The 11,351-nt window shown below is 74.0% G+C and carries 8 protein-coding genes and 2 pseudogenes; 4 read left to right on the top strand and 6 right to left on the bottom strand.

Annotated features, from left to right (window positions below):
• Positions 1–88 precede the first annotated feature (88 nt).
• The 6 genes from ACFVFR_RS31095 to pdhA form a co-directional block, all read right to left on the bottom strand.
• The gene (locus ACFVFR_RS31095) at positions 89–1,561 is read right to left on the bottom strand and encodes a S41 family peptidase (RefSeq protein ID WP_383707840.1); all 1,473 of its coding nucleotides are present in this window, start codon (positions 1,559–1,561) and stop codon (positions 89–91) included.
• Positions 1,562–1,768: 207 nt separating this feature from the next.
• Entirely contained in the window at positions 1,769–2,428 is a 660-nt protein-coding gene (locus ACFVFR_RS31090) for a DJ-1/PfpI family protein (RefSeq protein WP_383707838.1), read from the bottom strand.
• 42 nt (positions 2,429–2,470) lie between these two features.
• Positions 2,471–3,406 (bottom strand): (2Fe-2S)-binding protein, encoded by a 936-nt coding sequence (locus ACFVFR_RS31085; RefSeq protein WP_383707856.1) that lies wholly within the window; start codon positions 3,404–3,406, stop codon positions 2,471–2,473.
• A gap of 855 nt (positions 3,407–4,261) precedes the next feature.
• Positions 4,262–5,740, bottom strand: a complete 1,479-nt coding sequence (locus ACFVFR_RS31080) for a dihydrolipoamide acetyltransferase family protein (protein ID WP_383707835.1) — start codon at positions 5,738–5,740, stop codon at positions 4,262–4,264.
• Between the two features lie 20 nt (positions 5,741–5,760).
• Positions 5,761–6,750: an alpha-ketoacid dehydrogenase subunit beta gene (locus tag ACFVFR_RS31075; RefSeq protein ID WP_383707833.1), complete on the bottom strand. Its 990-nt coding sequence runs from the start codon at positions 6,748–6,750 to the stop codon at positions 5,761–5,763.
• Position 6,751: 1 nt separating this feature from the next.
• On the bottom strand, positions 6,752–7,900 hold the full coding sequence (gene pdhA / locus ACFVFR_RS31070) for a pyruvate dehydrogenase (acetyl-transferring) E1 component subunit alpha (RefSeq protein ID WP_383707831.1): 1,149 nt from the start codon (positions 7,898–7,900) through the stop codon (positions 6,752–6,754).
• Between the two features lie 348 nt (positions 7,901–8,248).
• Between pdhA and ACFVFR_RS31065 the strand changes: the two genes are divergently transcribed.
• From ACFVFR_RS31065 to ACFVFR_RS31050, 4 genes and pseudogenes are all read left to right on the top strand, one after another.
• Positions 8,249–8,908 carry a response regulator gene (locus ACFVFR_RS31065; protein ID WP_383707829.1) on the top strand — a complete coding sequence of 220 codons (660 nt, stop codon included), beginning with the start codon at positions 8,249–8,251 and terminating at the stop codon, positions 8,906–8,908.
• A 123-nt stretch (positions 8,909–9,031) separates the two neighbouring features.
• Positions 9,032–9,478 carry a pyridoxamine 5'-phosphate oxidase family protein gene (locus ACFVFR_RS31060; RefSeq protein ID WP_383707827.1) on the top strand — a complete coding sequence of 149 codons (447 nt, stop codon included), beginning with the start codon at positions 9,032–9,034 and terminating at the stop codon, positions 9,476–9,478.
• 15 nt (positions 9,479–9,493) lie between these two features.
• Positions 9,494–9,898 (top strand): annotated as a pseudogene (locus ACFVFR_RS31055) (phosphotransferase); the annotation flags it as partial.
• Positions 9,899–10,657: 759 nt separating this feature from the next.
• Positions 10,658–11,227: pseudogene (locus tag ACFVFR_RS31050) on the top strand (phosphotransferase); the annotation flags it as partial.
• Between the last annotated feature and the right edge of the window lie 124 nt (positions 11,228–11,351).

Below are 11,351 nucleotides of genomic sequence, written 5' to 3'. Positions count from 1 at the left end.
GGGCTACAGGGGTGCCCGCCCGCGCGACGCCGGGTCCGGCCCGGCCGGCCGACGCCGGAACCGGGGGGTCCGGGGGCGGTGACGCCGGTCAGGCCCCGGTGCCCGGCAGCACGCGCAGGGCGCGGTCGAAGGCCGAGTCGCGCCGGTGCGTGAACTCTTCCTCCGTGAAGACAGGTTCGACGAGGTGCGGCGGGATGCCGGGGCCGTCGAAGGACTGTCCCGCGCGGGTGCGGAATTCCTCGTTCGGCACGCTGATCCGCCAACCGCCCGGCAGGACGCGGTCCATCGTGTCCGAGAAGACGCCCTGGGTGTGCGCGCCGACGCGGACGGTCCTGGCCGGCCTCTCCATCAGGGCCTGGGTGAACGTCTCCCCCGCGCTGATCGTGGAGCCGCCGGTGAGCAGCGCGATCGGCCCGGTGTAGCGGGGTGCCCGGGCGGGCGTGACGTACTGCGGCTGCGGGGTGGTGAACCGGGTCGGGTCGGCCGGGTCGTTGCGGGCGCGCTTGGCGTACGCGAAGTAGGGCCGGTCGGTGAGCCGGGAGGCGAGTTGGAGGCCGAAGGAGTCGGCGCCGCCGCCGTTGACCCGCAGGTCGACGACGAGCCCGCGCAGCCGCCGGGTGCGCTCGGCGGTCAGGATGGCGTCCAGGGCCTGGTCCAGAGCCGCCTTGTTGGCGTCGTAGGTCGGCGTCTCGGAGTAGCCGATGAACGCCGAGATCCGCAGGTAGCCCCGGTCGCCGGGCAGGTCCGCGTAGCCGATCCGGCCGCCCGCGTACCGGGTGAGCGGCCGGCCGCCCAGGTCGCGGTCCTCGATGTAGGAGGTCACGCGGGCGTCCATCGCCTCGTCCGGCATGGTGGTGCCGGGCCGCACGTCGAAGAATTGGCCGGTGGCGCCGGCGTCGACGAGGACGTGCGCGTCGTGCAGCGGGCGCGCCATCTCGCGGAAGATGCCGAAGAGTTCGTCGTGGGTCGTCCGCGCGCTCACCCGTGGCCGGTAGCGGTCCCGCACCGCCGTCCAGTCGATGCCCTTGGCGGCGAAGAACGGGTAGTTCTCCGCGAAGGTGTGCCAGAACACGTCGAAGGTGCGCAGCGGGTCGAAGGGTCCGCCCGAGCCGTCGTCCCCGTCCGGGTCACAGCCGGCGGGCAACTCGCCGATCCGCCGCAGCTCCCGGTCCCCGGGCGAGCCGTCGACGTGCAGGGTGATCCGCCGTACGCCGCCGGTCGGCCGCAGCGCGAAGGTGCGCCCGTTGTCCTTGGCGTACCGGTACGCCCCGTCGCCCTGCCCCGTGCGCCGCGCGGACTCGCCTTTGAGGCAGCTCACGGCCGTCGTCTGGTACTCCTGGTACGCGCCGCCCCGGACCGTGACGACCGTGCCGTACCCGTCCATCCGCCACACGCCCTCCAGCGACCGCGGCTCCTCCCGCACCCCGCTCCCACCACGGGCCCGCGCCGCGTCATCGCTGGCCGAGGCCACCGTGGGCGACATCAGCCCCGCCCCCACGGCGACCGCCGCACCCACCGCGACCGCCCTGCCCAACCCGCCCGTCGCCCTGCCGCCTCGCATGCGCCTGCCCCTTTCCCACCCTGGTTCGGACCCCCATGCTGGCTCCGCCGACCAGGGCCGGGCCATCGCCCTAGCAACCCTGACGAGGGTGGTGCTGGCCCTACTCCGGGGCCGCCGCGCGCTCGCGCGCGGCGCGGCGGGCGGGTCACCACCGCCGTGTCACCACCGCCGTGTCGGACACCCGCCCGCCGCGCCTCCGGGGCGCCCCTACGACGCGGCCGGGGCCTGGTCGGCGAGCATCGGGGGGCGGGGCTCGTACTCAAGGCCCTTGCGGACCGCCTCCGCGCGTTCGGGCGAGACCAGGCGGCTGACCAGGTGCAGGGACATGTCCATACCGGCCGAGATGCCGGCGGAGGTGAGCAGGTCACCGTCGTCGACGAAGCGTTCGCCGGCGCGTACGTCGATGGTGGGGTCGAGTTCACGGAGCCGGTCGAGGGAGGCCCAGTGGGTGGTGGCGGGGCGGCCGGCGAGCAGGCCCGCCGCCGCGTACACCAGGGAGCCCGTGCAGACGCCGGCCATCAGCGGCACCCGCTCGCGCTGGCGGGCCACCCAGTCCAGGTGGGCCCGGTCGGTGAGCATGGGGCGGGTGCCCCGGCCGCCGGGGTGGATGAGCACGTCCAGATCGGGCAGTTCGGCCGCGCTCCGGTGGGCTTCGACGGTCAGCCCCTTCGCGCAGGTCACGGGCGCTCCGTCGGCGGAGAAGCAGAACACGCGCCAGCCGTCGTCGGGGTAGTGGTAGGTCCAGTACGACAGGACCTCCCAGGGCCCGATCGCGTCCAACTCCTCCACGGCGGGGAAGAGAAGGATTCCGATGGTGCGGGTCGGCCTCGCGCCGCTGTCCTCGGTCACACGTCCATCGAGACTCATGCGCCCATGGAAGCAGCACCCGCCCCAGCCGGCCCGATGATTTCAGCACTCAAGACGCCGCAGCCGCTCCGCGTCGCCCGTCCGGGGGCAGGTCCCGCAGGCTTCGGCGGGCCGGATCGCGTAGTACAGGCAGCAGCCGGTACGGGTGCGGGTCAGGTGACCGCGCCCCGAACCGCCTTCCAGGCGGCGGAAGTCCGCGCCGGCGGGAAAGGGCTCGACGGCGTACGGCAGGACGTCGCCGGCCTGGCGCGCCGCCCGCTCCTCCTCGCCGAGCGCGCGGCCCAGCGACCAGATGCCGGAGACCAGGTCGTCGCCGGCCATCCCCCACAGCGCGCGCGGGCCGCGCCGGAACCACGGGCCGATCGCCGCGAGCAACGGCCGGACCAGCGCGGCGAACCCGTCGCGCAGCTCCGTGCGCAACGCTTCCTCGTCCGACACGGTCACCACGCCCGGCACATGGGCGGCCGGGTCGCCGGGCAGGCAGACGAATCCGCCCGGGGTGACCTCGTACCGGTTGCCCGCCAGGTCGAGCCGCACCGCGCCCGGGCCGAGCAGCGGCACCCGGCGGTCGAGGTACCACGGGCCGCTGAGCAGCAGCGATACCGACCACAGACAGCCGTGCAGGGCACGCGCGGCCACCACGTGGCGACGCGGGGCCGCATCGCCGCCGGCAGCGATGCGCGCCTCCTCCGCGTCCAGGAACGCGGCCAGCAACGCGGGCTCCGCCGCCAGCTCCTCAAGGCTGTGTCGAGCGTCGCGCTGAATTGACGGCACGTCAGAAGAGTTACTGTCGTGGGGTCGTGCCGTAGCCGGGGGCCGGCTGCCGGGAGTTGGATCGGGCGACGGTTCGGGGGCCCGTCGGACGTCCAGGCGCAGCGGCTCGCAGAGCGCGGTCAGGCGTTCGTATCCACGGGCGAGCAGGTGCGCGCCGTCGGTGGCGGTGGCGTCGTCGGGCGGGCAGGCCGGGGCAAGGGCCAGCGTCATCGGCAGTTCCTCAGCACCAAGTTCAGAAGCAAGGCTAGCCTTACCTTAACCGCTTCCGAGGGTGTTTTTGATCATCCGCGCCCACCTCGTGGACACGGTCGAAGCGTCCCGCTCGCGGCGCGCCCGCGACGGAAGCGGCCACCCGTACCGGCCACCCTGTCCGCTGAACGCGCCCCGTACGCGCCCCCGATGGGGGGACGCGGCGTCGTGACGGGTGGGAGGGGCCACGTCCGGCGTGGCGGGGCCGACCGGGTGGGGCCGGCGTGGCGTGCGGAACGGTCGCCTCCGGCGTGGCGGACGCGGCCGGCCGAGTCCGTGGCGGCGGCGGAGGGTGGCCGGGCCCTTGCGGCGGGTGTGGCGGGCAGGGTGGGTGTGGCGGATGAGCCCGTCGCCCCCGTCGCCCCCGTCACCCCGGTCGTGGCGGGCGAGTGCGGCGCGGCCCCCGATGGTCTCGCGTCGGGTGCGCGCCACGCGGCCGTCGCCGCCCCCGGTCGTCGTGGGGCCGACCGGGTGGTTGGGCGGGGCCCGGTAGGACGAACGCCCCGGCCCCTGCCCCGCCCCTCGCCGCCGGGCCCACCCCGGGCGCCCCCGCCCCCGCCAGCCCCTGACTCCGCGCACGCGACGGCCCCGCGTCGCGAGGGCCCCGCGCCCGCGGAAACCCCGCGTACGCGAAAGGCCCGGACGCGTGGTGACGCGTCCGGGCCCCGGTGGTCGCCGCCGTTACGCCCCGGCCCCGGCGGCGCAGGGGCGGCGAGCCCCGGTGGTGGTTCGCGGGCTGGTCGGCCCCAGGCGGTCGACTCCAGGCGGCCAGCCCTGGGTGACCAGCCCCAGGCGGTCAGCTCAAGGCGGTCAGCCCCAGGTGATCAGGCGCTTGCCCGGGTGCTCCAGGACCGCCGCCACGTCGGCCAGCACCTTCGAGCCCAACTCGCCGTCCACCAGGCGGTGGTCGAAGGAGAGCGCGAGGGTGGTGACCTGGCGGGGCTTGACCTTGCCCTTGTGGACCCACGGCTGGAGCTTGATGGTGCCGATCGCCAGGATCGCGGACTCGCCCGGGTTGAGGATGGGCGTGCCGGTGTCGACGCCGAAGATGCCGACGTTGGTGATGGTGACCGTGCCGCCGGACATGCCGGCCGGCGTGGTCTTGCCCTCGCGGGCCGTGGCGACCAGGTCGGACAGCGCGGTGGCCAGCTCCGGCAGGGACTTGCGGCCGGCGTCCTTGATGTTCGGGACGATCAGGCCGCGCGGGGTGGCCGCGGCGATGCCCAGGTTGACGTAGTCCTTGTGGACGATCTCCTGGTTCGCCTCGTCCCAGGCGGCGTTGATCTCCGGGTTGCGCCGGATGGCGACCAGGAACGCCTTGGCGATCAGCAGCAGCGGGTTGATCCGCAGCCCCGCCATCTCCGGGTCCTGCTTGAGCTCCTGGACCAGCTTCATCGTGCGCGTGACGTCCACCGTGACGAACTCGGTGACGTGCGGCGCGGTGAAGGCGCTGGCCACCATCGCCTGCGCGGTGGCCTTCCGGACGCCCTTGATCGGCACCCGGACCTCACCACCGGTGGTGACGACCTCGCCCCCGGTCGCGGCGGCCACCGGCTCGGGGGCGGTGGTCGCGGCTGCCGGAGCCGGGGCACTGGCGGCGCCGGCCGCCGCGTGCACGTCCTCGCGGGTGATGACGCCACCGTCGCCGGTGGGTGTGACGCTCGCCAGGTCGATGCCGAGGTCCTTGGCCAGCTTGCGGACCGGCGGCTTGGCCAGCGGGCGGGCGCCGTTCGGGGCCTGCGCCGGCGCGGGGACCACCGGCGCGGGCGCCGGTGCGGGAGCGGCCGGGGCGGCGGGCGCGGCGGGGGCCGCCGCGTGCCCGTTGAGCTCCGCCTGGAGCCCGGCGGCCACCGTGGACGGGCCCGCCGGCCGCGCCTTGCGGGGCCGGCGCTTGGTGGAGGAGGGCGCCGCGCCGTACCCGACGAGCACGGCCTGGCGGCCCTGCTGCTCGGGCTCGGGCTCCTCGACCGGCCCGCCGTTGGCCTCGGCCTGGCCGGCGGCGGGCGCGGCCGGTTCGGCGGGGCCCGCGCCCGGCTGGGTGTCCACGGAGATGATCACGGTGCCGACGTCGACGGTCACACCCTCCGCGAAACGCAGCTCGTGCACCACGCCGTCGAAGGGAATGGGCAGTTCGACGGCCGCCTTGGCCGTCTCGACCTCACACACGGACTGCCCGTCGGTGACGGTGTCGCCGACCTGGACGTACCACTTGAGGATCTCCGCCTCGGTGAGTCCCTCGCCCACGTCGGGCATCTTGAACTCGCGGAAGCGCTGTGCGGTGTTGCTCATCGTCACTGCTCCTTGGACCCTCAGTACGCCAACGCTCGGTCAACGGCGTCGAGTACCCGGTCCAGTCCGGGCAGGTACTCGTCCTCCAGCCGGGACGGCGGGTACGGGGCGTGGAACCCGCCCACCCGCAGCACCGGGGCCTCCAGGTGGTAGAAGCACCGCTCGGTGATCCGCGCGGCGATCTCCGCGCCGGAGCCGAAGAAGACCGGCGCCTCGTGCACGATGACCAGCCGGCCCGTGCGGCGCACCGACGCCTCGATGCCGTCGAAGTCGATCGGCGAGATCGACCGCAGGTCGAGCACCTCGATCGACTTGCCCTCCTCGGCCGCCGCCGCGGCGGCGTCCCGACACACCTTCACCATCGGCCCGTACGCCGCCAGCGTCAGGTCCGTGCCGGGGCGCTCCACCAGCGAGGTGTGCAGCGGGCCGGGGATCGCGGCCGTGTTGACCTCGGAGCGGTCGTGGTAGCGCCGCTTGGGCTCGAAGTAGATGACCGGGTCGTCGCTGGCGATGGCCTGCTGCATCATCCAGTACGCGTCGGAGGCGTTCGAGGGCGAGACGCACTTCAACCCCGCGACGTGCGCGAACAGCGCCTCGGGCGACTCGCTGTGGTGCTCGACGGCGCCGATGCCACCGCCGTAGGGGATGCGGATGACGACCGGCATCTTGACCTTGCCGAGCGAGCGCGCGTGCATCTTCGCGAGCTGCGTGACGATCTGGTCGTAGGCGGGGAAGACGAAGCCGTCGAACTGGATCTCCACGACCGGGCGGTAGCCGCGCAGCGCCAGGCCGATGGCGGTGCCGACGATGCCGGACTCGGCCAGCGGCGTGTCGATCACCCGCTCCTCGCCGAAGTCCTTCTGCAACCCGTCGGTGACCCGGAAGACGCCGCCGAGCTTGCCGACGTCCTCGCCCATGATGACGACCTTGTTGTCGGTCTCCAGGGACTTGCGCAGGGAAGCGTTGATCGCCTTGACGATCGACAGCTTCTCGGTGGTACCGGCAGCCATGTCAGTGACCCTCCTCGGCGAACGAAGCCTGGTACGCGGCGAACTGGGCGCGCTCCTCGTCGACGAGGGCGTGCCCGTCGGCGTAGATGTTCTCGAAGATCGCCATGTCGTCGGGGTCGGGCATGGAACGCACCACGTCCCGCACCCGCTTGGCCAGCGCGTCCGACTCCTCCTCCAGGGCGGTGAAGAAGTCCTCATCCGCGAACTTCTCGCGGGTCAGGTAGGACCGCAGGCGCAGGATCGGGTCCTTGGCCTCCCACAGCTCCCGCTCCTCGTCCGCGCGGTAGCGCGTCGGGTCGTCGGAGGTGGTGTGGGCGCCCATCCGGTAGGTGAACGCCTCGACCAGCATCGGGCCCTGCCCGCTGCGGGCCCGGTCCAGGGCGGCGCGGGTGACCGCGAGGCAGGCCAGCACGTCGTTGCCGTCCACGCGTACGCCGGGGAAGCCGTAGCCCTGCGCCCGCTGGTAGAGCGGGACGCGGGTCTGGCGCTCGGTGGGCTCGGAGATGGCCCACTGGTTGTTCTGACAGAAGAAGACGACCGGCGCGTTGTAGACCGCCGAGAAGGTGAACGCCTCGGCGACGTCGCCCTGGCTGGAGGCGCCGTCCCCGAAGTACGCGATCACGGCCGAGTCCGCGCCGTCCTTGGCCACGCCCATCGCGTAACCGGTGGCGTGCAGCGTCTGCGAGCCGATGACGATCGTGTACAGGTGGAAGTTGTTGCTGTTGGGGTCCCAGCCACCGTTGTTCACGCCACGGAACATGCCGAGCAGGTTCGTCGGGTCGACGTCCCGGCACCAGGCGACGCCGTGCTCGCGGTAGGTGGGAAAGACGTAGTCGTCGTCGCGCAGCGCGCGGCCCGAGCCGATCTGCGCGGCCTCCTGCCCGAGCAGCGAGGCCCACAGGCCCAGCTCGCCCTGGCGCTGGAGGGTCGTCGCCTCGGCGTCGAAGCGTCGCGTCAGCACCATGTCCCGGTACAGCCCGCGCAACTCTTCGGGGGTCAAGTCGATGGAGTAGTCGGGATGCTCGACCCGCTCGCCCTCGGGCGTCAGCAACTGTACGAGCTGGGGTTGATCAGCCGTCGGCTGCTTGGCCCTGGTGCGCTTGGTGCTGCTGCTGCGTGACTTGCGCGCGGCAGTGCTGTCCACGGTCACGTGTGCTCCTCCGTCTGTCCGGCCCCCGGGGTCCGCCGGCGGCTGGTGGTCCTCTCGCACGGGGCGAGAGGGCGGCTCCGCCCGGCGGTCCCCGGCGCACGGGGTGGGTGCGCCGATGCCCCGACCGGGCGTGACAGGTGCTCCGGCGGGTGGCCCGCGAAAACTCACGTTACCCAGTGTGTCGCAGGTCTGCGAAACCCCATCTGACCTGCGATTTTGCTTGGATTTCCAAGTAAATCGAGAAAGCGGGGAACAAGCACTGGTCACAGCCTCGCAGGCCGCCGGAACAACGGCACGTTATCCCGGAGGACAAGAGCACGGGAAGAGTTCGTATGTGAGACTGGGATGGTGCGCGAAGAAGGAAAAATCACGGTATTCCTGCTCGATGACCATGAAGTCGTGCGTCGGGGTGTGCACGAGCTGCTCTCCGTCGAGGAGGACATCGAGGTCGTGGGCGAGGCCGGCACGGCCGCCGACGCGCTGATCCGCATCCCCGCCACCAGGCCCGACGTCGCCGTGCTGGACGTCCGACTGCCGGACGGCAGCGGCGTCGAGGTGTGCCGCGAGGTCCGCTCCCGCGACGAGGACATCAAGTGCCTGATGCTCACCTCCTTCGCGGACGACGAGGCCCTGTTCGACGCGATCATGGCCGGGGCGTCCGGTTATGTCCTCAAAGCTATCCGTGGCAATGAATTGCTATCCGCCGTCCGCGACGTCGCCGCCGGGAAATCCCTGCTCGACCCGGTCGCCACGGCCCGCGTCCTGGAACGCCTCCGCGACGGGAACACCCCGAAGGGTGACGAGCGGCTGGCCAACCTCACGGAACAGGAACGCCGCATTCTCGACCTCATCGGCGAGGGCCTGACCAATCGCGTCATCGGCGAACGACTGCACCTCGCCGAAAAGACGATCAAGAACTACGTGTCCAGCCTGCTGTCCAAGCTCGGGATGGAGCGCCGCTCCCAGGCCGCCGCGTACGTCGCCCGCCTCCAGGCGGAACGGCACTGAGGCTCGCGGGCCCCGGCTCCGGCGCGCCCCCGCGCGGGGCGGTGCCCACCTCGGGACCAACGTCCCGTCCCGGCGGGGCGGGTGCCCCTATAGGGGGCGTGTGAAAGCGGGCAGGGTGGTGACATGCCCACCGACACGCCCACGGACGACGACCACGCGACGGACGACGAGCACGCGATCGCACTCCTCGGCAGGGCCCGCTACGGCAGGGTCTCCGTGAGCATGCGGGCGCTGCCCTTCGTGACGGTCGCCCGGCACATCGTGGTCGACGGCCACGCCCTGCTGCGGCTGCATCGCGGCTTCGGCTACCACCGCGCCTGCGACGGCGGCGTCGTCGCCTACGGCGCGGACAACATCGAGGACGACACCAGCGAGGTGTGGTCCGTGCAGTTCGTGGGCACCGCCCGGCTCGTCACGCCGAGCGAGGCGGAACTGGCCCTGTTCGGCCCGGCCCCGACCACCGCCGACGGCGCCCCGTACGACCCCGTGTACCTGCGCGTCGAGCCGCAGTTCGTGACCGTGCACCGGCTCGATGGTGTCCCTGCGCGTCGGAACGCACACGCTGTGTGATCTACCATCTGGCGGGTGCCGCGCTCACCCGATACCGCCGTCGCCGCCCGCGCCCCCGACGACTGTGCCGCGTCCCTGAGCCCGGGGACCCTCGCCGCCCTCCTGGAGCGTTACGGGGGCCTGGGCGAACCCGTCTCCTGCCGGCAGCTCACCCAGGGGTTGCTGAACCGTGGCTACCGCCTCACCACCACCCGGGGCCGGTACTTCCTCAAACACCACCTCGACGGTGACCTGGCGGCCATCGCCCGCCAGCACCGGGCCACGCTGCGGCTGGCCGCGCTCGGCGTCCCCGTCGCCCCACCGGTGGCCGCCGCCGACGGCACCACCGTCACCGTCGTCGGCGGGCGCTGCTACGCCCTGCACCCCTGGGTCGACGGCGTGCACCGCGACGGCGGCGACCTCACCGCCCCGCAGAGCCGGCGGCTCGGCACCCTGCTCGGCCTCGTCCACGTTTGCCTCGACCGCGTGATGCGCGCCGAGCCGGCCACCCTCCCGACCGACCCCCTCGCGCCCCGGCCCGGCCCCGCCGTCCTTCCGGCCCGCCCCATCGCCCCACCGGCGAGCCCCGCCAGCCTCCTGACCAGCCCCCTCGCGCTGCCGGCCGGTCCCGTCGCGCTGCCGGCCGGTCCCGCCTGGCCCACCTGTCCGCTGGCCGGTCCCGCCTGTCCCGCTCAGCTCCCGGCCGGCCCCGTGGCGTCGCTGGCCGACCCCGCCGGGGCCGGCCCCGCCACCGGTCCGGGCGGCCCCGGGCCCGAGCCCGCCGCGCCCCGCGCCACGGACCGCGCCAGCGCTCGCGCCCTGAGCGTCCCGCAGCCCCGCCCGGAGCCCGCCGGCCCACGACTGCCCGCCCCCCGCTCCGCGGCCCTTCCCAGGCCCCTCACAGCGCCCTCAGCGGCCCACCAGGCCCCTGGCACGCACCCGCCCCACCCACCTCACACATCTCGTACGCCCCGTGCGCCTGGTCCCACCCAGGCGGCGGCCTCCCCGCCGCTCGCGGTCCCGGCCCAGCCGGGCATCCCCGCCCAGGGCGCCGACCCGCCGCGCCGGCCGGTCCCGCCGAGGGCCCCCGCGCCCCCGGAGTCCCGGCTCGCGGCGCGACCCGTGGAGCGCGCGGCAGCCGGGCCCGAGTCGCCGTCGCCGGCCGCTCCGTGGAGCCGGGCCCGGCCCGGGACGCTGGCGGCGGCCGACCCGGTGGAGACCTTCGCGCTCATCGACGACCTGCTGGCGCTGGCCCGCCGCAGGCGCCCGCGCGACGCGTTCGACGCACTCGCCGAGCACCGTCTCCTCGAACGCCGCGCGCTCATCGAGCGGCACGCCCACCGCCGCCCGACCCCCGCCACCATTCCCGCCTCGGGCTGGGTGCACGGCGACTTCCACCCGTTGAACCTGCTCTACCGGGGCACCGAACCGGCCGCGATCGTGGACTGGGACCGGCTGGACGTCCAGCCGCGCGCCGAGGAGGCCGTGCGCGCCGCCGCGATCTTCTTCGTCCGCCCCGCCGGCACCCTCGCGCTGGCCAAGGTCCGCCCGTACGCCCGTGGCTACCGCGCCGCGACCGGCGCCAGCCCGCAGGAGCTGTCGGCGGCCGTGCACCGGGTGTGGTGGGAGCGGCTCAACGACTTCTGGATACTGCGCTGGCGCTACCAGCGCGGCGACTGCCGGGCCGACCCGCAGTTCCCCGCCGTGGCCGCGCTCGCCGTGTGGTGGACCAGCCGCTACGAGGCCGTGCGCGAGGCGTTCTGCGACTGAGGGCCGGCGGCGGAACGCGCCGCAGACCGGCGCGCCGTCCGGCTCGCCAGCCGCGCCCCGACCGGCTCCGACCAGCGACAACGCGGCGCGGCCCGTACGCCCCCGCTGGGGGTCGTACGGGCCG

It is taken from the genome of Streptomyces sp. NPDC057702 (assembly GCF_042799315.1).
GTDB lineage: Bacteria > Actinomycetota > Actinomycetes > Streptomycetales > Streptomycetaceae > Streptomyces.
Note: the sequence above shows the minus strand (reverse complement) of the source record. Positions and strands in the feature narration are given on the sequence as shown.

Excerpts from the sequence above, each read along its gene's own strand:
- ACFVFR_RS31075 (WP_383707833.1), bottom strand. The coding sequence starts at position 6,750 with ATGGCTGCCGGTACCACCGAGAAGCTGTCGATCGTCAAGGCGATCAAC.
- ACFVFR_RS31060 (WP_383707827.1), top strand. The coding sequence starts at position 9,032 with ATGCCCACCGACACGCCCACGGACGACGACCACGCGACGGACGACGAG.
- ACFVFR_RS31095 (WP_383707840.1), bottom strand. The coding sequence starts at position 1,561 with ATGCGAGGCGGCAGGGCGACGGGCGGGTTGGGCAGGGCGGTCGCGGTG.
- ACFVFR_RS31090 (WP_383707838.1), bottom strand. The coding sequence starts at position 2,428 with ATGAGTCTCGATGGACGTGTGACCGAGGACAGCGGCGCGAGGCCGACC.
- ACFVFR_RS31080 (WP_383707835.1), bottom strand. The coding sequence starts at position 5,740 with ATGAGCAACACCGCACAGCGCTTCCGCGAGTTCAAGATGCCCGACGTG.